20 protein-coding genes are annotated in these 23,287 nt (G+C 61.7%); 5 read left to right on the forward strand and 15 right to left on the reverse strand.

Going from position 1 to position 23,287, the window contains the following annotated elements; translation table 11 throughout:
* The first annotated feature begins 23 nt into the window (after positions 1-23).
* Positions 24-1,676: a VRR-NUC domain-containing protein gene (locus O0881_RS13910; protein WP_289911791.1), complete on the forward strand. Its 1,653-nt coding sequence runs from the start codon at positions 24-26 to the stop codon at positions 1,674-1,676.
* Complete coding sequence (locus O0881_RS13915) at positions 1,673-3,940, forward strand: ATP-dependent DNA helicase (protein ID WP_289911793.1); 2,268 nt, start codon at positions 1,673-1,675, stop codon at positions 3,938-3,940. Before O0881_RS13910 ends, O0881_RS13915 begins: the two co-directional genes overlap by 4 nt.
* A 142-nt stretch (positions 3,941-4,082) precedes the next feature.
* On the opposite strand, the gene O0881_RS13920 is transcribed toward O0881_RS13915, so the two are convergent.
* The 14 genes from O0881_RS13920 to pstS all read right to left on the reverse strand — a co-directional run bounded on the left by O0881_RS13920 (position 4,083) and on the right by pstS (position 18,596).
* Positions 4,083-4,811, reverse strand: a complete 729-nt coding sequence (locus tag O0881_RS13920) for a response regulator (RefSeq protein ID WP_289912231.1) — start codon at positions 4,809-4,811, stop codon at positions 4,083-4,085.
* Positions 4,812-4,822: 11 nt separating this feature from the next.
* Positions 4,823-5,899: a histidine kinase gene (locus tag O0881_RS13925; protein ID WP_289911794.1), complete on the reverse strand. Its 1,077-nt coding sequence runs from the start codon at positions 5,897-5,899 to the stop codon at positions 4,823-4,825.
* A gap of 6 nt (positions 5,900-5,905) precedes the next feature.
* Entirely contained in the window at positions 5,906-6,721 is an 816-nt protein-coding gene (locus tag O0881_RS13930) for a DUF5668 domain-containing protein (RefSeq protein WP_099664706.1), read from the reverse strand.
* Entirely contained in the window at positions 6,711-7,094 is a 384-nt protein-coding gene (locus O0881_RS13935) for a DUF5668 domain-containing protein (RefSeq protein WP_289911795.1), read from the reverse strand. Before O0881_RS13935 ends, O0881_RS13930 begins: the two co-directional genes overlap by 11 nt.
* 382 nt (positions 7,095-7,476) lie before the next feature.
* Positions 7,477-8,391 (reverse strand): NAD-dependent epimerase/dehydratase family protein, encoded by a 915-nt coding sequence (locus O0881_RS13940; RefSeq protein WP_289911798.1) that lies wholly within the window; start codon positions 8,389-8,391, stop codon positions 7,477-7,479.
* A 94-nt stretch (positions 8,392-8,485) separates the two neighbouring features.
* The gene (locus tag O0881_RS13945) at positions 8,486-10,432 is read right to left on the reverse strand and encodes an ATP-dependent helicase (protein WP_289911800.1); all 1,947 of its coding nucleotides are present in this window, start codon (positions 10,430-10,432) and stop codon (positions 8,486-8,488) included.
* Positions 10,433-10,472: 40 nt separating this feature from the next.
* A complete protein-coding gene (gene senA / locus O0881_RS13950) occupies positions 10,473-11,669 on the reverse strand; it encodes a selenoneine synthase SenA (RefSeq protein ID WP_289911801.1) in 1,197 nt (398 codons plus the stop codon).
* A 71-nt stretch (positions 11,670-11,740) separates the two neighbouring features.
* On the reverse strand, positions 11,741-13,057 hold the full coding sequence (phoR, locus tag O0881_RS13955; protein ID WP_289899113.1) for a phosphate regulon sensor histidine kinase PhoR: 1,317 nt from the start codon (positions 13,055-13,057) through the stop codon (positions 11,741-11,743).
* Between the two features lie 11 nt (positions 13,058-13,068).
* A complete protein-coding gene (locus tag O0881_RS13960) occupies positions 13,069-13,758 on the reverse strand; it encodes a response regulator (RefSeq protein WP_034755074.1) in 690 nt (229 codons plus the stop codon).
* A 5-nt stretch (positions 13,759-13,763) separates the two neighbouring features.
* The gene (gene phoU, locus O0881_RS13965; protein ID WP_034778131.1) at positions 13,764-14,474 is read right to left on the reverse strand and encodes a phosphate signaling complex protein PhoU; all 711 of its coding nucleotides are present in this window, start codon (positions 14,472-14,474) and stop codon (positions 13,764-13,766) included.
* A 42-nt stretch (positions 14,475-14,516) separates the two neighbouring features.
* Positions 14,517-15,311, reverse strand: coding sequence for a phosphate ABC transporter ATP-binding protein PstB (gene pstB / locus O0881_RS13970; RefSeq protein WP_029496304.1), 795 nt, complete (start codon positions 15,309-15,311; stop codon positions 14,517-14,519).
* A 26-nt stretch (positions 15,312-15,337) separates the two neighbouring features.
* A complete protein-coding gene (pstA, locus tag O0881_RS13975) occupies positions 15,338-16,225 on the reverse strand; it encodes a phosphate ABC transporter permease PstA (RefSeq protein ID WP_077402151.1) in 888 nt (295 codons plus the stop codon).
* On the reverse strand, positions 16,222-17,193 hold the full coding sequence (pstC, locus tag O0881_RS13980; RefSeq protein ID WP_099664709.1) for a phosphate ABC transporter permease subunit PstC: 972 nt from the start codon (positions 17,191-17,193) through the stop codon (positions 16,222-16,224). The genes pstA and pstC overlap by 4 nt, the downstream gene beginning before the upstream one ends.
* Positions 17,194-17,546: 353 nt before the next feature.
* Positions 17,547-18,596: a phosphate ABC transporter substrate-binding protein PstS gene (gene pstS / locus O0881_RS13985; RefSeq protein ID WP_289911802.1), complete on the reverse strand. Its 1,050-nt coding sequence runs from the start codon at positions 18,594-18,596 to the stop codon at positions 17,547-17,549.
* Positions 18,597-18,867: 271 nt separating this feature from the next.
* On the opposite strand from pstS, the gene ppk1 reads away from it, so the two are divergent.
* The 3 genes from ppk1 to O0881_RS14000 all read left to right on the forward strand — a co-directional run bounded on the left by ppk1 (position 18,868) and on the right by O0881_RS14000 (position 21,883).
* The gene (gene ppk1 / locus O0881_RS13990) at positions 18,868-20,961 is read left to right on the forward strand and encodes a polyphosphate kinase 1 (protein WP_099664711.1); all 2,094 of its coding nucleotides are present in this window, start codon (positions 18,868-18,870) and stop codon (positions 20,959-20,961) included.
* Positions 20,962-20,986: 25 nt separating this feature from the next.
* Positions 20,987-21,445, forward strand: a complete 459-nt coding sequence (gene sixA / locus O0881_RS13995) for a phosphohistidine phosphatase SixA (RefSeq protein WP_289911804.1) — start codon at positions 20,987-20,989, stop codon at positions 21,443-21,445.
* A 312-nt stretch (positions 21,446-21,757) separates the two neighbouring features.
* Positions 21,758-21,883 (forward strand): hypothetical protein, encoded by a 126-nt coding sequence (locus O0881_RS14000; RefSeq protein ID WP_257218666.1) that lies wholly within the window; start codon positions 21,758-21,760, stop codon positions 21,881-21,883.
* Between the two features lie 207 nt (positions 21,884-22,090).
* On the opposite strand, the gene O0881_RS14005 is transcribed toward O0881_RS14000, so the two are convergent.
* A complete protein-coding gene (locus O0881_RS14005) occupies positions 22,091-23,212 on the reverse strand; it encodes a polyamine ABC transporter substrate-binding protein (protein WP_289911805.1) in 1,122 nt (373 codons plus the stop codon).
* Between the last annotated feature and the right edge of the window lie 75 nt (positions 23,213-23,287).

Here is a 23,287-nt window from a genome sequence, read left to right on the forward strand (position 1 = left end):
CGATCACCTTGCCTATTGCCCCCATGTTGAGAGTCCTGGAAAATCCCCTGTACTATCTGGATAATTTCCAGGATGTGCTGAACTGGATCAGCGCGCGTTACGCCGATCTGCTGAGTGTTGAGGAAACGCAGTTCATCGCCGACTTCGGCGCACTACCGCTGCCGTCGCGCGCCCTGTTCGTGCGCCTCGTCATGCGCAAGGGTTGCTTGTTTCGCGCAAGCAAGCTCAATTATCCGGAAATCGGCGACACGCGCTCAGCCGCCCTGCCCCTGCTGGCCACCGGCTGGGTGGTGGCCGATCCGGTCATTTCTCTAGACGAGCTGTTCGAACTGCTGCTGAAAGCGGAAATCGCCCAGGCCTTCGACCTCGCCGCGCCCCTGAAGGCGGCGCGCAAGGCGGAACAATTGGACACCTTGCGCGAACAGCATGTGAATGAGAAGCCGTTTTCCGCCTGGCATCCCGCCTCCGGCGACGTGCTGTACCGCCTCGGCCTGCAAGCGCTGTGCGACCGATTGCGCCTGATTTACTTTGGCAACTATCACCAGGACTGGTCGGAATTCGTGCTGTCCGACCTGGGTGTGTACCAATATGAAAAAGTGGAATTCTCGCCCGCTTCGCGCGGTTTTCGCACGCGCCAGGATATCGAGCACTATGAAGTGCTGCACCAGTGCCGCGAACGCTACAATGACAGCGCGCCCGCGGACGAAGTGCTGCAGGAACTGGCGGCGCTGCCCTTGTCGCAGGACAATACCTGGCTGGCCAGCCGGCGCGACAAGCTGCGCTTCCAGATCGCCCAGCACCTGGAAAAATGCCAGGACTGGCCGGCCGCCTACCGCGCCTACGCCGATTGCCGCTATCCGGGCGCGCGTGGCCGCGCCATCCGCGTGCTGGAAAAGGATGAGCAGCCGCAAGCAGCCTACGAGCGCCTGACGATCGCCCTGGCCGCGCCGGAAAGCGAAGCGGAACAGCAATTGCTGATGCGCATGGCCCCCCGTTTGCGGCGCAAGCTGGGCCATGCGAAGCAGGCGGCCAGCGCGGCGGCCAGCGTGGAACGCATCGACCTGCTGCTGCCCTGCCCTGAACAAGCGTGCTATGTGGAAGGGGTGGTGCAGCAGCACCTGAGCCACGACGACGCGCCCGTGTATTACGTGGAAAACACCCTGATCAACTCGCTGTTCGGCCTGCTTTGCTGGCCCGCCATCTTCAAGGCCATGCCGGGCGCCTTCTTCCACCCATTTCACCGTGGCCCGGCCGACTTGCACAGCGCCGATTTTTACCAGCGCCGCAGCCTGGACTTTGCCGCTTGCCTGGCGCAACTGGACGACGGCAGCTACCACGCCGCCATCCGCGCCACGCTTGCCGCCAAGCACGGCATCGTCTCGCCCTTCGTCAGCTGGGACGTGCTGGACGATGGCTTGCTGGATCTGGCGCTGGCCTGCATCCCGGCCATCCACCTGAAGAAGGCGTTCGAGCGCATCTTGCTCGACATCAAAAGCAACCGCAGCGGCTTTCCCGATTTAATCCAGTTCTGGCCGGCCGAACGGCGTTACCGCATGATCGAAGTCAAGGGTCCGGGCGACCGCCTGCAAGACAACCAGTTGCGCTGGATCGCGTATTGCGCCGAACACGCCATGCCCGTCAGCGTGTGCTACCTGCAGTGGGAGGCGGCCGCATGAGCGTCAGGAAGTACACGATCGCCGTGCGCGCCCTGTGCGAATTCACGGCCAAGGCAGGCGACCTGGACTTGCGCTTCACCCCCTCGCCCACGGCGCAGGAAGGCATGGCCGGGCACGCCACCGTCACTGGCCGGCGCGACGACGATTACCAGCGCGAAATCAGCCTGTCCGGCAACTTCGGCCCCCTGCACGTGCGGGGCCGCGCCGACGGCTACGACCCGGCGCGGCGCCAGCTGGAAGAGATCAAGACTTACCGGGGCGAGATGGACACGATGCCCGCCAACCACCGCCAGTTGCACTGGGCGCAGGCGCGAATCTATGGCCATTTGCTGTGCCAGCAGCTGAACCTGCCCATGCTGCGCGTGGCGCTCGTGTATTTCGACATCGCGAGCCAGAAGGAAACGGTCATGCACGAGGAGTGCACGGCCGAGGCGCTGCGCATGTTCTTCGAACAGCATTGCGCGCTGTTCCTCGACTGGGCCGAGCAGGAACTGGCGCACCGCGCCAGCCGCGATGCGCAGCTGACCAGCATGGCGTTTCCCCATGCCGACTTCCGCCCGGGGCAGCGCCAGCTGGCCGAAGCCATGTACAAGGCCAGCAGCCGTGGCTGCGGCTTGCTGGCGCAGGCGCCGACGGGCATCGGCAAGACGGTGGGCAGCCTGTTTCCCATGTTGAAGGCGACGGCCGCGCATGGCCTGGATAAACTGTTTTTCCTCGCCGCCAAGGTGCCGGGACGCCAAATGGCGCTCGACGCCTGCGCCATCCTCAAGGATAGCGCGCCCCTGCTGCCGCTGCGCGTGCTGGAACTGAGCGCCAAGAGCAGCGCCTGCGAACATCCTGACAAAGCCTGTCATGGCCAGTCGTGTCCGCTGGCAAAGGGTTTTTACGACCGCTTGCCGCTGGCGCGCGAGGTGGCGCTGGCCAGCGGTTTGATCCTGGACAAGGAAGCCGTGCGCGCCATCGCATTGCAGCAAGGTATTTGCCCGTATTACCTGGGCATGGAGCTGGCCCGCTGGAGCGACGTCGTCATCGGCGACTACAATTATTACTTCGACCTCAGCGCGATGCTGTACAGCATGACCCTGGCCCACGACTGGAAAGTCAACGTGCTGGTCGACGAAGCGCACAATATGGTGTCGCGTGCGCGCAGCATGTATTCGGCCGAGCTGGCGCAGATCGACCTGAAAATGCTACGCAAGTTCGCGCCGGAGGGCTTGAAAAAGCCGCTGGACCGCCTGTCGCGCCAGTGGACGGCCTTGTTGAAAGAGCAGGATGGCGATTACCACGTGCATGCGGCGTTGCCGGACAAATTCTTTGGCGCCCTGCAAGGCGTGGCGACGGCCATCGGCGACTACCTGGCCGAGCATGCCGCCGCACTGGACGAGGACTTGCAGCGCTTTTACTTTGACGTGCTGCTGATCAACCGCCTGGCGGAAAGCTTTGGCGAGCATTCGCTGTTCGACGTCAGCAAAACGGATACCGGTTCCACCGTCTGCCTCCGCAACATCGTCCCGGCGCCTTTCCTCAAGGAACGCTTCGCGGCCAGCCACAGCACGGCCCTGTTTTCCGCCACCCTGAGTCCGTGGAATTACTACAGCGACACCCTGGGCATGCCGGAAAATACGGCCTGGGTCGACGTGGAATCGCCGTTCCAGGCGGAGCAATTGTCCGTGCGCGTGGCCGACAGCATTTCCACGCGCTACCAGCACCGCGCCGCCTCGCTGCTGCCCATCGCCCAGCTGATGGCGAAGCAATACGCAGAAACGCCGGGCAACTACCTGGCCTTCTTCAGCAGCTTCGACTACATGGAAAAGACGGCCCACTTGTTCGCCCAGCATTACCCGGACGTGCCACTCTGGCAACAGCCGCGCCGCATGGACGACGCTGCCCGCGCACAATTCCTGGGCCGTTTCGGCCTGGACACGCGCGGCATCGGCTTTGCCGTGCTCGGCGGCGCGTTTGGCGAAGGCATCGACTTGCCCGGCGCGCGCCTGATCGGCGCCTTCATCGCCACCCTCGGTTTGCCGCAGATCAACCCCGTCAACGAACAGATCCGCCAGCGCATGGGCGACATCTTCGGCGCCGGCTACGACTACACGTACTTGTATCCGGGCATGCAAAAGGTGGTGCAGGCGGCAGGCAGGGTCATCCGCACGCAATCGGACAAGGGCGTCGTCTACCTGATCGACGACCGTTTTTCCCGCCCGGAAATCCGCCAGCTGCTGCCCACGTGGTGGGATGTGCAGCTAAGTAACCCCCAATAAATTATTGTGATTTCTGACTTCCATAACCGGCGCTCTGCGGCGTTGCCCGCTGCTAGCAGTGCTCGCACTGCGTCGCACCGGGCGCCTTGCATAGCATCCGGTTCTGTTCGTCATAATTTCACAATAATTTCCTGAGGATTACTTAGCCAACCAGTAACCTCAGCTTCTGATACCCCGCCTTGCTCACTGGTATCCTCGTGTCATCGCGCAGGATGGCCACGTGGCTGTCTTTCGTGGCTGCCTCGATGCGGCGGATGCCGTCGATATTGAGCAGGTATGACCGGTGCACGCGCAGGAACTTGGCGGGGTCGAGCTGTGTTTCCAGCTCCGCCAAGGTCTGGCTTTTCAGGTAGGACTTGCCCTCGGAGCGGATGCTGATGTAGTCATCTTGCGCCTCAATGTAATCGATGCGCGCGCTGGCGATGACGTGGACCTTGGCGCCGTCGCGTATCAGCACGCGGTCCAGTGGCGCTGCGCGCGTGGCCGCTTCGCGCGCCACCGTCAGCACCGTCTCGGGCGTGCTGCGGCTGGCGCGCGCATGGGCAAGCGCCTGGTCGAAGCGCTGTTCGCTGAACGGTTTCAGCAGGTAATCCAGGGCATGGCATTCGAAGGCCTTCAAGGCGTACTGGTCATAGGCCGTGACAAAGATCAAGCGCGTCTTTGTGCCGATCAGTTCCGCCACTTCAAAACCGTCCAGGCGCGGCATCTGGATGTCGAGAAACACCAGTTCCGGTTCCAGCTCCGCGATGGCCTTGACGGCCTCGAAGCCGTTGGCGCACTCGGCCACGATGTCGATATCGTCGTGGCGCGCCAGGTATTCGCGCAACACGCTGCGCGCCAGCAACTCATCGTCAACGATGGCGACCCGCATTCTTGCCTGCATCATGCTTCCTCCGTGTCGCCGGTCTGCGCCGGCATGGAAATCATCACTTCGAACTGGCCGTCGCGCCGGCCCCAGTGCACGCTGGCTTCGTGGCCATACGCGCCAGCCAGGCGCTGGCGCACATTTTCCAGGCCCACACCATTGCCGCGGGCAGGCCCTTGATCTGCATCAACGGGATTGCGCACGGCGATCTGCAGCAGGCTGCCTGCGCGCCGGGCCTCGATGGCGATCAGGCCGCCCTCCGTCAAGCCGCAGATACCATGCTTGACGGCATTTTCCACCAGCGGCTGTATCAGCATGGGCGGCAGCAAACACGCCAGCGCGGCAGTGTCGATGCTTTCCGCCACGTGCAGGCGTTCGCCAAAACGCACGTGCTCGATGGCAAGAAAATGGCGGATCAACACCAGTTCCTGCTCCACGGTGATGTGCTTGTGCGCTTCCAGGCTCAGGCTCTGGCGAAAGAAACTGGCCAGTTGCACCGTCATCTGGCGCGCGCCCGCCACATCGATAGACGTCAAGGCGCTGATGGAGTTCAAGCTGTTGAACAGGAAATGCGGATCGATTTGCGTGCGCAGCATGCGCAATTGCGCTTCCTGCGCCGTCAGCTGCGCTTCCAGCCCCCGCTGCTCGGCCATCCTGGCGCGCACGAATTCCAGCAACAGATAATGCACTGCGGCAGCGAGGCAATACAGCAGCACGCCCAGGCCGAAGAACAGGGCCAGCAGCGATTGCGTCAGGTTCACGCCCAGCCAGCGCAGCTCCAGCAACAGGCTGACGCTACTCAGAAATTGCAGCAGGGTGGCCCACAGCAAGCCCGCGAACAGGGCCGCCACGCCCACCACGCCGGCGATGGCGAGCGGATGGCGGGCGTGCAAGGGGTAGGCGCGGCACAGGTAAAACGCGGAAAACCCCGAGCCGATCGCATACACGAGCGTGGCGGGCACCACCAGCACGACGGCATTGAGCCAGGGCGCGTGCGCCACCCAGGCCAGAATAAAGGCCAGGGCCAGGCCCAGCGCGATGCAGACCAAAAACACCACCACGGCGCCGCGCCGCTTCGACAAGGCCCCCGACATGCGCGCCTAGTTGCGGATTTCCAGGCCGCCCATGATGGCGTAGCCCGTCACATACAGGCGCTTGGCCTGATTCGGCGGCACGATGGTCTTTTCTTCAAAGCCGCCGAGGATGGGCGTGCCCTGCAGCACGACGCTCCAGTCGGGCGGAATCTTGATGGTGACGCCGCCGCACAGGGCAAATACGTTGAGCACGGCTTCGCCTTCGATCGACGCCTGGCGCAAGTCGATTTCGCAGCCGGCCATGATGACATTGATATCGCCGCCCTTGAAGCGCTGCGACGACACGCGCCGCACATAGCCGCCGAGGATGGCCGTCACTTCGATGATGCTGTCATCGTCCGCCTGCCCGCCGGCGCCGGGCGCCGCAGTGGCATCGGCGGCATCCTTGTCCAGCGACACGGCGCCATTCCTGGCCTGGCCGAACGAGTCGGGCGCAGCGCTTCCATCTTGTTGCGCGGCAAAGCGCCGGCGGCGCTGGCGCTGCTGCGCGCCGGGCAGGGACTTCGACACCACGGCCACGCCCAGGCCGATGATCAGCAGCGGCCACAGCAAGTCCCAGTTCATGTAGAAGATGCCCATGTGCTTGAGGGTCCAGGCCACGCCCAGCAGCACCAGCATGCCGCCCAATAAATAACCGTTCGCGCTGCGGCTTTGCGACAGTTTCAGCAGGCCAAACACGATCAGCGCCGTGGGCCAGAAGCGGAAGGTGTAGCGCACATCGATGAAACCGAGGTTATCGAGCAAGAACAGCAGTCCCAGGCCGATGACGATGACGCCCAGCACGATCTGCGATGGCGAGTGCAGCGGCGGTTTATTTTTCATGCTCGGACTCCCGGTAGGCAATAAAATGTTTGTTCAACAGCGGCTCCAGCACGAGGCCCACGCCCCAGGCGATCAGCAAGGCGGGCCAGCTGTTATAAAAACTCAAGTTCCACAGTTCTTCATACGATACATACCACCAGGCGGCGAAGAAGATCAGCCACAGGCCGCTCAATACCTGCTTGGCGGACACTGGCGTGAGCAGCTTGTTCAAGCCGAAAACAACCAGTATCACCGGCCAATAATGCCATAGTGCATAGTAATCATGGAGATAGATCATATCGAGCCGGTCCAGCAGGATGATGGCGCCGGTGGCGATCAGCAGCACGCCCCACAGCAGCTGGGTACGGCGGCAATAAGCTGGTTCAGGTTTCACGGTCACCCCTTGAAGTTGGTTGATCGTAAAGATACGCGCAATTCGGGGATGGGAAAACACCGCTTCGGCGAATGGCGGAAAGACAGCGGTGAATGGCGCAGCGATGGAAACAACGGGCAAAAAAAAGACCGGCTAGAGCCGGCCTTGAAGGGGTTCGCAGTCCACACCGCGACCTGGAGTTGCAGTGCACAGCCGCATGGCGCAAGCGCGCCGGCAGCAAGAATCTGGTGCCGATCCTTGAGGCGACCGGCTGACCTGCTGGAAGATCGAACATGCCGCCAACTTCACGGCAGTGCGTCTCAATCAAGCAAAGCCATCATACTCCCGATCGCCACAAAGCACCGTTCGCTAGCGCACACTGATGAGGTTTTGCTGAGCTGCATCAAACGGCGCTGGCATGCGGCGGGTGCAGCATGTCATTCTTGATCCATGCCAGCACGGACGGTCCCTGCGGCTGCCAGCCCAGCAGCTTGCGCGCCCGCTCGCCGCGCACGCGGCTATTGGAGCCGAGGCCGTAGGAAGCCATCTCGTAACCCCATTCGGCTATCGCCTCGGGCAGCGGCCAATCCTGCGCAGGCCCCAGGTCCAGTGCCGTGGCAATGGCGGCCGTCATGTCGCGGAAGGCCGCTTCGCCCGATTCGACAAAGTAAAACGTGCCGGCAGGCGACTTTTCCAGGGCCAGCAAATACAGGCTGACGACGTCGTCGATATGCACGTTCGACCAGATATTGCGGCCCGGTCCCACGTGACGCACGATGCCGCTCTTACGCGCCTGCTTGAGCAGACGGGGCAGCTGCACGCTGTCGCGCGGCAAGGCGCCATGGCCGTAGATCAGGGTATTGCACAGCACGCTGGCGCGCACGCCCTTGCCTGCGCTGGCCAGCACCAGGTCGTCGATGGCGACGCGGGCCGCCTTGTCGGCCGTGGGCGCCGGCAACTTGTCTTCATAATAGATCTGCTCGGTGCCCTCGCCGCCCGAAGCGTCGCCCACGATGGACGAACCGCTGGTGTGGAGGAAAGGCTTGTTGCTGCCAGCCAGCGCGTCGAGGATCGCTTCGACGGCGCCCCGGTGGTCGCTGCTGGCCGCGTTGATGACGGCGTCCGCCGCCCTCGCCTGCTCGATGAGCAATGCGCGGTCGTTCAACTCGCCCTGCACGCCCAACACGCCGATCTTGGCCAGTTCGGCCACCTGCTCCGGTTTGCGCACGAGGCCCGTGACCTGATGGCCGGCGCGCACGAGACCCGCCGCGATGGAACTGCCGATGAAACCTGCTGCGCCTGTCAAAAATACTTTCATATCCTGCTCCCTGTCTGGTTAGATTGCTGTGAATCACACCAGTCCAGTATGCCCGCTTTCGTCTTTCGCAAAAAGAAGCCGAACGGCAAAAGATCTATGACTTCGGCGCAACAATCTTCTGTTTGAGCTGCAAGGCGGCGATGTAGCGGCTCTGGTAAGCAGGGTCTTGCGGCGTCAGCAAGGTGAGCCTGTCGCGCGCGCGGGTGGCGGCCACATAGAAACGGTTTTCCTCTTCCAGCGGGTCGGTCTTGCTGCGCGGGAACTCGTCGACGGCCAGGTAAGGCAAAATCACGTGGTTGTATTCGAGGCCCTTGATCTGGTCGATGCAGGCGATGACGAGTTTGGCCTTGCCGGTCGAAACCGTCACGGCATCTTCCATCTCGCCCAGCCAGCCGGCAAAGCCGCCCAGCGCCACGCCCGCTTCGCGGCACACGGCAATGAAACCGTGCAGGGAACGGGCGACGACCCGCGCCTGCGCCGGGTCGACATAGATGCGGCGCGCCGTCTGTTCCAGCTGCATCAAGTCAAAGATGTGCTGCAAGGCGTCGCCCGCCAGGGCGTCGGGAGGCAGCGCGCGCAGGTAGTCGACGGCGGCCAGGGTCAGCGCCGCCTTGTCCTGGTTCTGCGACTTGGCCAACTGGTTCGTCAGGAAACCTTCCAACAAGTCGGGATAGTTGGCCACGTCGGCCTTGGCTTGCTGCAATTCCGTGCGCGTAAACGGGATTTCCGCGAAGGCCACGAGGGCTTCGAGGATTTCGCCGCGGCGCGGGCCACTCTTGATCACGTGCAAATCCTTGCCGGCGATGGCGACCATGCCGCGCAGCATCAGCACCTCCAGGCTCAGCAGATAGCTGTTCATGTCCACCAGGCCATACGCGATGCCGCTCTGGAACAGCGCCGTTTCCACGCGGATCGCCTGATCGCGGTCGCGCAGCAAGATGGCCGTCGTGCCTGCATGCGCGTGCTCGAGCGCGGCGATCAGCTGGGCGCTGCACGCTTGCGGCTGCGCATGGTCGTACTCGAGCAGCTCGATGTGGGTGGCGCGCGACAGGGCCGAGACGCTGGCCTTGTTTTTCAGCACACCCACGGCGTGCGCCAGCTGCGGGCCGTAGCGGTAGGAGGCCGTCAGCGGCAGGCGCTGCAAAGCGGGAAACTCTTGCTCAAAGCGCTGGCGCAGGAAGCGGTGGTCGGCGCCCGACCATGTGTAGATCACTTGATCCTTGTCGCCCGCGCCGCAGAAAAACGCGTTGCCGCGGCGTATCAGCATGGTCAGCAGCCGGAACGACGCTTCGTTCAAATCGTGCAATTCATCGGCGACGATGATCTGGAAGGCGGGCAATTGCTGGCGCAGCGGCTCGTCGCCGTCGAGCATGCGCACGAGGTCGTAGGTGGCGTCAAATGGCGCGCGGAACTGGATATCGCCCGTGTCGGCGCCGCGCAAGCCTTCGTATTCGCGCAGCCACAGATAATGCGTGCGCGACATGCCCAGCAGCTCCAGATTGTCATCCAGGGAATTGCTCTCGAAGTCGGGATTCTGGAAATCCAGGCGCGCCTTGGTGCGCAATTGCAGTTTCAAAAACTCGGCAATCGCCCCGTTGGTCGTATTGATTTCCAGCGGGTAACGATGAGCATACTTTTCCGACACGACTTCCAGTGCTTCCCAGGCAACCGGGCGCAACTCTTCATCGCTGCGCATGGCTGCCACCTGCATGTTTTCCAGCTGCAACAGCACCTTGGCGGCAAAGGCGTCGAAAGTGTCGATGGTCAGGCGCTTGACGACGCCCAGCGGCACGCCCACTTCCAGCAGGCGCTGGCGCAGGGCCACGCGTGCCGCCTCGGTGAATACGAGGGCCAGCATGCGTTCGGGCGCGCGGCCCCGGTGCAGCGCCTCGGCCAGGCGCAGGGCCAGGGTCGTCGTCTTGGCCGCGCCGGCATTGGCGTCGATCAGCACCACTTTCTTTTGCGCCGTCTGGATGGCGACCTGTTCCAGCGTGGGCGTGATGCGTTTGGGAATGAACTGCGGGGCGTTATCTGTACTCAAAAGAATTCCTGAAAAGGGTAGCGGCTGGCTGTCCCGGGACTTACCAGGCGCAGGTGCGCAAGCCGGCAAAGACGTCGCCCCGCTCGGGCGCGTGGAAGGCGCGCATGCGGGCCGAATGCAGGCGCGGCGGCGTGGCGAAGGCGGCGCCGCGCAGCACCTGGTGCTGCATGAAATACGGCGCGGAATATTCGCGCCAGGCGTCCACCGCAAAGCCCGGATACGGCTCGAACGGCGTCGCCGTCCACTCCCACACCTGGCCCCAGTGAAAGCGCGGATGGCCGGACAGCGCAGCATACTCCCATTCCGCCTCGGTCGCCAGGCGGCGCCCCGCCCAGGCGCAGTACGCCTGCGCTTCAAACAGGTTGATGTGGCGCACGGCTTCGTTCGGCGGCAAGGTCGTGCGCTGGCCGAAACGCATGGTGCGCCACTGTGTCGCTTCGCGCAGCCAGTACAGGGGCGACGAGCGCTCCTGCTGCATCAGCCAGGCGCTGCCGGCAGCGCTCCAGAACTGGCGGTTCTGGTAGCCGCCGTCCGCGACAAAATCGGCATACTGAGCGTTGGATACGGCGCAGGCATCGATGGAAAACGGCGCCACGTAGCAACTGTAGGGCGGCGATTCATTGTCGAAGGCAAAACCGGCCCCGCGCGGCGAGCCCAGTTCGATGGTGCCCCCAGGAAACGCGATCTCGCCCGCGCCCGGCGGCAAGGCCGGGCTGGCCGACAGGGACTCCGGTGCTTCCAGGCCCAGCCATTGCAAACCGGCCAGCATTTCTTCGCCACACAAGTCTTCATGCGCCAGGGCCAGCCGGTACGGCGCCAGGGCGCTGTCGACATTGGCTTCGCGCGAGAGTTTGTCCAGCACCCGGTCGAGTACTTCGCGGCAATACGTCTTCACGGCGCCCGGACTGGGCAGTTCCAGCTTCCAGCGCGCGCGGTGCTCCACCATGTTGGCGTCGAACAAGTCGTCGCCACGCGTCAGCAGGGAGTTATAAATGGCGTCGGCCGGGTGGCTGGTAGCGGCTTCGCGCAGGATGAACCACTCGGCAAACCAGGCGATCTGCGCAAGTTGCCAGAGGGGCGGCGTAAGCCGCGAATGGCGCGGCATGCCGGCCACCACGTCCAGGCCGGCAGTAACATAACAGTCGAACAGGGAAAGCGTATCCTGGCGCGCGGCCTGCAGCGACTGGGCCAGTTGCTGCGCGCCGGCGTGGCGAAAAGAGGCGTTGATTAAAGTCATGGCCTGATTGTAACGACTTATGCCAACCTTGCACTAGTCGCGCAGGAAACATGGGGGGCCATGCCCCCGGCCTACTTGACCAGCAGCTCGCCCTGCAGCGGCGTGACGACCGATTTTGGCATGCTGACAATAAAACTGCTGCCCTTGTCGGCCACGGACTGGATGGCCAGGGTCCCGCCGTGGCGCAGCAGCACGTGCTTGACGATGGCCAGGCCCAGGCCCGTGCCCTGGGTTTCGCGCGAACGGCTCTTGTCGACGCGGTAAAAACGTTCCGTCAGGCGCGAAATATGTTCCTGGCTGATGCCGATGCCCGTATCTTGCGCGATGAATTGCGGACCGGCCGGGCCATCCTGCCAACGCAGCGTGATGGTGCCGCCGGCCGGCGTGTAGCGCACGGCGTTCGACGCCAGGTTGCCGAACGCGCTATACAGCTCGTCGTAGCTGCCCAGCACATCGGGACCGTTGCACTCCATGGTCACTTCGTGCTTGCCGGCAGACAAACCCTTGGCGTCGCGCAAGACTTGCTGCATGAGCTTTTTGACGTCCACGGGCTCGGGGCGCAGCGGATAGTCGACCGATTCCAGGCGCGACAGGGTCAGCATGTCCTCGATCAGATGCTGCATGCGGTGGCCCTGCTCCGTCATCAGCTTGAGGTGGGCGGCGCGCGTGGCGGCGTCCAGGTCCAGTTCGGCGGAAGCGATTTCCAGGAAGCCCACAATAACCGTCAGCGGCGTGCGCAGCTCGTGCGAGGCGTTGGCGATGAAGTCGCGGCGCATCATTTCGATGCGTTCCGTCTCCGTCACATCGTGCGTGACGAGAATCTGGCGGCGGTTTTCAAATGGAATGATCTGCACGATCAGCTTGCGGTTGCGGAAGGTGATCGTCAGCGGCTGGTCGTAGCGGCCCAGGATGATGTAATCCATAAACTCGGGGCTGCGGATCAGGTTCGTCACGCGCATGCCCTTGTCGCGCTCGTGCGTGAGGCCCAGGTGTTTCTCGGCGGCAGGATTGCACCATTCGAGGAACAGCACGTCATCCATGATGACGACGCCGTCGGGCAGCAGGTGCATGGCCTGGCGGAAACGCGCCAGCCATTCCGTCAGCTCGGCCTGGTTTTTCTCGTCGTCGCGGCGCATGCGGTACAGGCGCGCGAAAATGCTGGTCCAGGCGCCCCAGCCGTCGGGCAGCTTGGCGCTTTGCGGATTGTCCAGCCAGTTACTCAGCTGGAACAGATACGACAGCTGCACGAACACCATCATGGCCATCAGCACGAAGGCGATGCCCAGCGCATACGTGGCGCCAAACAGATACCAGACGACGGCCACGCCCAGCAGCGCCAGCACCATGCGCAGGGCGGCCGGTACCCAGAACAGCAATTTCGGATTCATAGAGTCAAACTTTACTTTTCAGACAACATGTAGCCGACGCTGCGCACCGTCTTGATCAGGCTTTCCGCCTCTTTCAAGGCTTTGCGCAAGCGCAATACGTGGACATCGACCGTGCGTTCCTCGATCACCACATGGTCGCCCCACACCTTGTCGAGCAGCTGGCTGCGCGAAAACACGCGTTCCGGATGGGCCAGCAGGAATTTCAGCAGCTTGTATTCGGCGTGGCCGATATCGATCTTCTGTTCATCCATCATCACCGTGCAGCTGACGGGGTCCAGGGCCACGTTGCCGGCACGCATGGGCGCCTGCGCGTGTTCCGGACTCTTGCGTCGCAGCAAGGCCTTGGCGCGCGCCAGCAGCTCGCGCGGCGAGAACGGCTTGGTGACGTAATCGTCGGCCCCGCTGTTCAAGCCGGCCAGCTTGTCTTCTTCCATGCTCTTGGCGGTGAGCATGATGACGGGGATGGCGGCGAAATTGCGGTCGGCGCGGATGCGCGACAGCAGGCGCAAGCCCGTCTGGTCCGGCAGCATCCAGTCCAGCAGGATCAGGTGCGGCGTGCGATGCTGGATGAATTCCCAGGCATCGGCGACGTTTTGTACAGAACAGCAATTCCAGCCGGATTCGCGCAGCGAATAGGTCACCAGTTCAACGATGGCCGGCTCATCTTCAACAATCAATACCGTGGTTTTATCAGATGCCATAAAGCTTACTCAGGGAGCTCCTCGGAAATGGCGGGAGCAGCCACCTTGGTGTGGCGGATGTCCTTGCCTTCAACCACGTAAATCACGTATTCGGCGATGTTTTTCGCATGGTCGCCGATCCGTTCGATGGCTTTGGCCACCCACAGGGTATCGAGCGCCGCCGAAATCGTGCGCGGGTCTTCCATCATAAAGGTTATCAAGTTGCGCATGATAGACCGAAACTCATGGTCGATGATGGCATCTTGTGCAATTAATTGTAAGGCCTGCTTGCCATCGTTGCGCGCGAATGCGTCCAGCGCATCGTGCAGCATGTCGGTGGCCGTATTGGCAATGCCGCGCACCATTTCGTAATGGTTGACGACGCCGTTGCCACGCTTGTGCAGATTCTTCGCCACGCGGGCGATTTTCGTCGCCTCGTCGCCTACGCGCTCGAGGTCGGTAATCACCTTGATGGTGGCCATGATGGTGCGCAAGTCGTTGGCGGCCGGCTGGCGGCGCACGATCAGATGGCTGCAGGCGTCGTCCAGCGACACTTCCAGCTGGTTGACGACGTCGTCTTCGCGCATCACGCGGTCGGCGCGTTCCGGATTGCCGATGCGAAAGCACGTCATCGCGTCGAGGAACTGGGTTTCAACGATGCCGCCCATCAGGAGCACTTTCGAGCGGATCGCTTCGAGTTCGTTGTCGTATTGCTTGGATGAATGTTCGCCTATCATGCTGTCTCTCCGTATTCAGTTGTTGTGTATGCGCGGGGCGGATCAGCCGAAGCGGCCCGTGATGTAATCCTGCGTTTCCTTGCGGGCCGGATTCATGAAGATCTGGTCCGTTTCGCCGAATTCCACCAGCTCGCCCAGATACATATAGGCCGTGTAGTCGGAGCAGCGCGCCGCCTGCTGCATATTGTGCGTCACGATGGCGATCGTGTAATCCTGTTTCAATTCGCTGATCAGCTCTTCCACTTTCGAGGTCGAGATCGGGTCCAGCGCCGAGGTCGGTTCGTCGAGCAGCAAGACGTCCGGCTTGACGGCCACGCCGCGCGCGATGCACAAACGCTGCTGCTGGCCGCCCGACAGCGACAGGCCGCTCTTGCTCAGCTTATCCTTGACTTCGCCCCACAGCGCGGCCTTTTTCAGGGCCCACTCGACGCGCTCGTCCATCTCGCCCTTCGACAAGTCTTCATACAGGCGCACGCCGAAGGCGATGTTGTCGTACACGGACATGGGGAACGGCGTCGGCTTCTGGAACACCATGCCGACCTTGGCGCGCAGCATGTTGACGTCCTGGTCGGCGTCGAGCACGTTGCGGCCGCGGTACAGGATCGAGCCTTCCGCGCGCTGGCCCGGGTACAGGTCGTACATGCGGTTCAGGGTGCGCAGCAGGGTTGATTTACCGCAACCGGACGGGCCGATGAAAGCGGTAACCTTCTTTTCGTGGATGTCCAGGTTGACGTTATGCAAGCTTTGCGTTTTGCCGTAAAAAAAGTTCAGGCCCGAAATTTCGATGGTTTTTTTCTTTGGTGCCAGGTCTTGTGCTGGATTCATTTGCGTATTCATATGGGTTCGCTTCGCTCGGTATCTGTTTAATTAGGGACTTTTTGGCTGAACACGGTGCGCGACAGGATATTCAGGGCCAGCACGCTGAAGGTGATCAGCAGTGCGCCGCCCCAGGCCAGCGAGCGCCAGTTGTCGTACGGGCTCATCGCAAACGATGCGATGACGGACGGCAAGTTGGCCATCGGCGCATTCATGTTGAAGCTTTGGAACTGGTTATTCAGGGCCGTGAACAGCAGCGGTGCCGTTTCGCCGGCGATGCGGGCCAATGCCAGCAGTACGCCGGTGATGACGCCCGCCTTGACGGCGCGCAAGCGCACCAGGGTGGCGACCTTCCAGCGCGGCGCGCCCAGGGCAAATGCGGCTTCCAGCAGGCTGTTCGGTACCAGGCGCAGCATATTGTCCGTCGTGCGCACCACCACCGGCACGGCGATCAGCGACAGGGCGATGGCGCCCGCGTAGCCGGAGAAGTGTTTCACGTGCGCCACGTACAGCGCATACACGAACAGGCCGATGACGATCGATGGCGCCGACAGCATGATGTCAGTGACGAAGCGCGTCACTTGCGCCAGCTTGTTTTCTTCGCCGTATTCGGCCAGGTAGATGCCGGCCAGGATGCCGATCGGGGTGCTGACGACGGTTGCCAGGCCCACCATCAGGGCGCTGCCGACGATGGCATTGATCAGACCGCCGCCTTCGCTGCCGGGGGCCGGCGTCGTTTGCGTGAACAGGTCGACGGACAAGGCGCCGAAACCCTTGATCACCAGGGTGAACAGGATCCACACGAGCACGGCCAAGCCCAGGGCCATGGCGGCCACCGACAGGGCGATGCCGACGCGGTGCATCAGCAGGCGCTTGCGGTAGACGGGGTTCATGGCCGGCTTGGCCGGAACGTCGAGAGTGCTTACTTGGCTCATTTCGTGCCTTCCTTGCGGGACATGCCAGCCAGCATCAGCTTGGCGGCGGATAAGACGATAAAGGTGATGACAAACAGGATCAGTGCCAGCGAGAACAGCGAGGACACGTGCAGCGCCGATTGCGCTTCGCCGAATTCGTTCGCCAGCAGCGAGGTGATGCTGTTACCGGCGGCAAACAGCGACCACGACAGCTTGTTCGCGTTGCCGATGACGAAGGTGACGGCCATGGTCTCGCCCAGCGCGCGGCCCAGGCCCAGCATGACGCCGCCGACGACGCCGGTCTTGGTGTATGGCAAGACAATCTTGCGCACCACTTCCCAGCGCGTGCAGCCCAGGCCGTATGCGGATTCCTTCAGCACAGCAGGCACGATCTCGAACACGTCGCGCATCACGGAAGCGATGAAGGGGATGATCATGATGGCCAGCACCAGGCCGGCCGTCAGCAAGCCGATGCCCATCATGGGGCCGCTGAACAGCTGGCCGATGACGGGGACATTGCCCAGGGTGGCTTTCAGCAGCGGCTGGACGTGGTCGGCGAACAGGGGCGCGAAGACGAACAGGCCCCAGATGCCGTAGATGATCGATGGCACGCCGGCCAGCAGCTCGACAGCCGTGCCCAGCGGGCGGCGCAGCCAGGCCGGGCAAATTTCCGTGAGGAACAGGGCGATGCCGAAGCTGACGGGAAAGGCGATCAGCAAGGCGATGACGGACGTCACCAGGGTGCCGATGATGGGAATCAGGGCGCCGTACTGGTCATTGACGGGATCCCATTCCGCGGACACGATGAAATGCAGGCCGAAGGTCTGGAAGGCCGGTATCGATTCCATGATCAGCGAAATGATGATGCCGACCAGGACGATCAGCACCGACAGGGCGAACAGCATCGTCACCTTGTGGAACAGAAAATCCTGGATGCGCTGCTTGCGCATGGTGGAAAGCATTTGCGCGTGACTGATGGAATCGGTCATGGTGCCGCCTGGCATGGGGATCGTGGAGGAGGTAGATTGTGCGCTCATATTGTGCCAGATGTGGGTGGTACTGCCGGTATTGCTGTTTTAATACGCCTATCAAAACCTACTGCGCGTCGGAATTTACGGCCTGCGATGCTCACTGTACCTTCGTACAGTTGCGCTTCTCGACCGCAACTCCCTTCCGCTCGCTACGGTTTTGTCAGGCGTCGTTGCTTTTATTCTTTTAGTTACTCTTTTAGCCAGGACCGTCTGCAAGGGCTTGCGGGCGGTCCTGGCTAACTCCCTGCCCCGCCGCCGTGCTGCTGGCGGGGGCAAGGATGGGTACTTAGTCAGGCATGCAGACTATCGGATTAGTAGATCGACTTGCCCGATGCGTCTTTCAGGTTGGCTTTCCACGACTCTTGCACCAGTTTCACGACCGATGCTGGCATTGGCACGTAGTCCAGTTCGACGGCAGCTGGGCCGCCGTTTTTGTAGGCCCAGTCGAAGAATTTCAGGACTTCCTTGGCCTTGGCCGCATCAGCCTGGACTTTGTGCATCAGGATGAACGACACGCCGGTGATCGGCCAGCTGTTCTTGCCAGCTTGGTCGGTCAGAACCACGCCGAAGCCTGGGGTTTGCGTCCAAGGTGCCGAAGCGGCTGCTGCCTTGAAGTTTTCGTCGTCAGGTTGCAGGTAGTTGCCATCCTTGTTTTGCAGCTGGGTGTGCGACATCTTGTTTTTCTTGGCGTAAGCCCACTCGACGTAGCCGATCGAACCCTTGATACGCTGCACGTTGGCGGCGACGCCTTCGTTACCCTTGCCGCCCACGCCCACGGCCCATTTCACAGCCGAGCCAGCACCGATTCTCGATTTGAATTCCGGGTTGGTTTTCGACAGGAAGTCGGTGAACAGGAAAGACGTGCCCGAACCGTCGGCGCGGTGTACCACGGTAATTTCCGTGTCCGGCAGCTTGACGCCCGTGTTCAGTGCGGCGATTTCCGGCGCGCTCCACTTGGTGATCTTGCCCAGGTAGATGTCGCCAACGACTTTACCCGTCATTTTCAGCTGGCCTGGGGTTACGCCGTCCAGGTTGACGATGGTGACCACGCCGCCCATGATGGCCGGGAACTGCATCAGGCCCGCTTCTTCCAGCTCTTCTGCCTTCAAAGGCATGTCCGAGGCGCCGAATTCAACAGTCTTGGCCTTGATTTGCTTGATGCCGGCGCCGGAACCGACGGACTGGTAGTTCAGGCCGTTGCCCGTGTTGGCTTTGTACGTCTCAGCCCATTTGGCGTAGATAGGGTACGGGAAGGTTGCGCCAGCACCTGTCATATCTGCCGCCATGACGGAAGCGGAAGAAAATGCCATCGCTGCCGAAGCACCCACGACGATAAATTTGAACATTTGCTTCATTTGCATATCAAGTCCTCAGGGTTGTTAGGGCTCAAAGTCCCGGTTGAATGCTGCGCAGTCTAGCAAGCGAATATGACAGCTTTATGACATGGGTAAAAAATCCTGAAATAATTGGCTACGCCCCGAGAATACCCCTTTTCGGCATGAAAAATGACAGGCCGGGCGACGCTTTATGACAGCTTATGTCACGCTTACGTCATATTTCATGATTACACTCACAGCGCGTCATACATGATGAAATACGGCTAGAATTAACTATCTGCAAAGACAAAAGAATATGAAACCTGAACTGCACACGGAAGTGACCAAATCGGGCATCCTGCTTGACCGCGAGCTGTCGCAACTGACTTTCAACCGGCGCGTGATGGCCCAGGCGGAAGACCCGAACATTCCGCTGCTCGAGCGCCTGCGCTACCTGTGCATCGTCAGCAGTAATATGGATGAGTTCTTCGAGGTGCGCGTGGCCAGCCTGCTGGCGGCCGGCAGCATCGGCGGTTCGCTGGCCGGCCACCCTGCCCTGGCGGCCAACCTGGAGCGCATCGGCAAGGAATGCCATGCGCTGGTGGAACGCCAGTACGAGATATTAAATAACGACGTCTTGCCGGCCCTGCGCGAAGCGGGCGTGCATTTGCTGCGCGACAGCGACCGCAACGAGGCGCAGCGCGCGTGGGTGAAGGAATATTTCGACCGCGAAGTGCGCCCCCTGCTGACGCCGATCGGCCTCGACCCGGCCCACCCGTTCCCGCAGGTCGTCAACAAGAGTCTCAATTTCATCGTCTCGCTGAGCGGCAAGGATGCGTTCGGCCGCGGCACGGCGATCGCCATCGTCAAGGCGCCCCGCGTCTTGCCACGCGTCATCAAGCTGCCGGACGAGATTTCAGGCGACGGCGTGTCCTTCTGTTTATTGTCCTCCGTCATCCATGCGCATATCTCGGACTTGTTCGCCGGACGCGAAGTGATTGCCTATTCGCAATTCCGGGTCACGCGCGACAGCGACCTGTGGGTGGACGAAGATGAAGTCAAGAATTTGCGCCAGGCCCTGAAAGGCGAGCTGGTCGGTCGCCAGTTCGGCACCTCCGTGCGCCTGGAAGTGGCGCGCAATTGCCCGCCAGAATTGTCGCAGTTCCTGCTCGACCAGTTTAATCTGGATCAAAGCCGCCTGTACCGCGTCAACGGCCCCGTGAATCTCGTGCGCCTGTCGGAAATGATCGACCACGTCAAGCAGCCCGAGCTGCGCTTCCCGCCGTTCTTCCCCGGCCTCGCGCACAAAGCCATCGGCAACGACATCTTTGCCGCCCTGACCAAGCACGACATCCTGCTGCACCACCCCTACCAGTCGTTCCAGACGGTGATCGACTTCATCCGCAGCGCCGCCTACGACCCGTCCGTCGTCGCCATCAAGCAAACGATTTACCGCACGGGCATGAACTCGGACCTGATGGAGTCGCTCATTACGGCGGCGAAGATGGGCAAGGAAGTGACCGTCATCGTGGAATTGATGGCGCGTTTCGACGAAGAAGCCAATATCAACTGGGCCGACAAGCTCGAGCAAGCCGGCGCGCAAGTCGTGTACGGCGTCGTGGGCCTGAAAACCCATGCCAAGGTGGCGCTCGTCATACGCCGCGAAGAAGGCTCCTTGCGCTTCTACGCCCACTTGGGTACCGGCAACTACCATCCCACGACAACCAAGCTGTACACGGACTTCGGCTTGCTGACGGCCAACCAGGACCTGGCCGTGGAAGTCAATGAAGTCTTCATCCACCTGACCAGCCTGACCAAGCCGCACAACCTGAACCATTTGTGGCTGGCCCCGTTCGGCCTGCAAAGCGAGATCATCAAGGCCATCCGCAACGAGGCGAAGATCGCCCGTTCGGGCCGGCGCGGGCGCATCATCGTGAAAGTCAACGCGCTGGTGGATGAATCCGTGATCCGCGCCCTGTATGCGGCCTCGACCGATGGCGTGAAGATCGACCTGATCGTGCGCGGCGCCTGCACCCTGAAGCCGGGCGTGCCTGGCCTGTCGGAAAACATCAAGGTGCGCTCCGTGATCGGCCGTTTCCTCGAACACAGCCGCATTTACTATTTCCGCAACGACCTGGCGCACGATGTCTACCTGGCCAGCGCCGACTGGATGAGCCGCAACCTGTTCCGCAGGGTGGAAGTGGCCTTCCCCGTGCTGGACCGGGCGCTGAAGCGGCGCGTGATCGCCGAGGGCCTGAATCCGTATTTGAAGGATAATACCAATGCATGGGAACTGGAGCCGACGGGCCATTACGCGCGCCGCAAGCCGCGCGGCAAGCAAACGCCGTTCAGTGCCCAGCAGTATTTGATGCACTCACTGGGCACGCCGGGCGCGGAGGTCGGCGAATAGGCAATTCTACACAGAGGAGCACAGCATGGATCTCATCTTGTGGCGACACGCAGAAGCCGAGCCGGGCGTCCCCGACCTCGAACGCGCCCTGACCGTGAAAGGCCAGAAACAGGCGCGCCGCATGGGGGAATGGCTGGCCTCGCAACTACCGGAAAATTGCCGCATCCTCGTCAGCCCCGCCTTGCGTACCCTGCAAACGGCGGAAGCGCTGGGGCGCAAGTTCAAGCTGATGCCGGAACTGGCGCCCGGCGCCGAGGCGGAAGATATCCTGAAGGCGGCCAACTGGCCCGGCGGCAAGGAAACCGTGCTCATCGTCGGCCACCAGCCCACCCTGGGCCAGGCCGCCGCCCTGCTATTGACGGGAGAAGAGCAGGAATGGGAACTGCGCAAGGCCAGCGCGTGGTGGTTCTCGCAGCGCGAACCAGGCGCCCCCATCAGTGTATATCTGAAGGCCGTGATGGCGCATGACCTGGTGGTGAAATAAAGGTGCTCGAGCAGGGAAATGCGCAAGGCCAGCGCAAGGATGGACGGGTTCTCGCAGCGCGCACCAGGCGCCCCCATCAGTGTGTATCTGAAGGCCGTGATGGCGCATGACTTGGTGGTGAAATAAGGGTGGTGAAATAGAGAAAATGCGCAAAAAGTGCGCTGGGACAAATACTAGCAAGAATTACAACTCGGCGGCCTTGTAAAGCGCTGCCGATCTGCTAGAGTTTAATTGCATCAACTACGTGTTGGAGCGCTGCTCTGGCACATTGAGCAACCCAGCGGACAGCCGTCCAACGGCGGCTGAAAGACCATGTTAACCTTCGTCGTTTTTCTCTTCATCGCCATCTTCGCCGCCATCATCGGCTTCGTCGCCTTTGAACTGATCGAAGAAATGCGCGGCAGTCACCACAAGCTGATGGATCGCTACCACGAGTAGTGTTCGCCTCGGCAATATCGCATGGCGCCAGCGACAGCCTACAGGCCCGTCCCTCGCGCCATCCTTGTATCTCCCCACAAAACTTACTGCGCGTCGCGATTTGCAATCTGCGATGCTCACTGCCTCGGCGGCCCCGTGCACAGCACAGTTCCGCTTCTCGATCACAACTCCCTTCCGCTCGCTACAGTTTTGTAGGGAGCTAGTACTTTACACTCCCGTCTTGAACTTCGTATAGATACGCGTCATCAAGCGGCGGATGTCGGCCGTGGTCGCTTCCGGTGCGGCCATGCGCTGCTTGTCGGCGTCCGACAGGAAGATGGCCTTGTTTTCACCGATGTCCTTGCGCACATATTTGATGCTGGCCGGATTCGGATTCGCGTAGAACACCTTGTTGCTCAGGCTGGCATGCACTTGCGGGCGCAGGATGTAGTTGATGAACAGGTGCGCGTTGCTCGGATGGGGCGCGTCGGCGGGGATGGCCATGGTATCGAACATCAGGGCGGCCGTCTTCGGCACCAGCACCTGGATCACATTGCCGTTTTTCGCATCGATGGCGCGCTGGCGTGCGATATTGATGTCGCCCGACCAGCCCAGCGCGACGCAGACGGAACCGTTGGCCATGTCATTGATGTAGCCGGATGAGCTGAACAGGGTCACGTAGGGACGGATCGCCTGCAGCACCTTGCCCGCTTCCTGGTAATCGGCGGCCGCTTTCGAGTACGCGGGCTTGCCCAGGTATTGCAGGGCGGCCGGCAGCACTTCCGACGGCGAGTCGAGGAAGGACACGCCGCACGATTTCAGCTTCGCCGCGTATTTCGGGTCGAAGATCAAGTCCCAGGCGTTATCAGGCATGGGCATGCCGCCCAGCGCGGCCTTGACCTTGTTGACGTTGATGCCCACCGTCGTGTAGCCCCACAGCCAGTCGACCAGGTAATCGTTGTTCGGGTCGATCTTAGACAGCTTGGCCTGCAGGTTCTGGTCCAGGTTGCCCAGATTCGTCAGCTTGCTCTTGTCGAGCTTGCGCAACAGGCCCGCATCGATCTGCAGGCGCGCCCACTGGGCCGTCGGCACGACGATGTCGTAGCCGGACTTGCCCGCCACCAGTTTCGCATTGAGGATTTCGTTATTGTCGAAAACGTCGTAGCGTACCTTGATGCCCGTTTCCTTCTCAAAATTCTTGATCGTATCGTCGCCGATATAGTCCGACCAGTTATAGATGTTCAGAACCTTTTCTTCCTGAGCCTGAGCTTGGCCAGGCAAGGCCAGTACGGCCGCCGCCAAGGTCAGTCCCACTCCAATGCGCCGCCCTGCTTGCCATGTGTTTGCCATCGTACCGCCTCCGGAATTAGTCAGAAAATAGTGCCGATCATAACAAGAAGGGCGGCATCAGGTCTAGCCTGATAC

The sequence above is a fragment of the Janthinobacterium sp. SUN100 genome, from assembly GCF_030397705.1.
In the GTDB taxonomy this organism is placed as follows: domain Bacteria; phylum Pseudomonadota; class Gammaproteobacteria; order Burkholderiales; family Burkholderiaceae_D; genus Janthinobacterium; species Janthinobacterium kumbetense.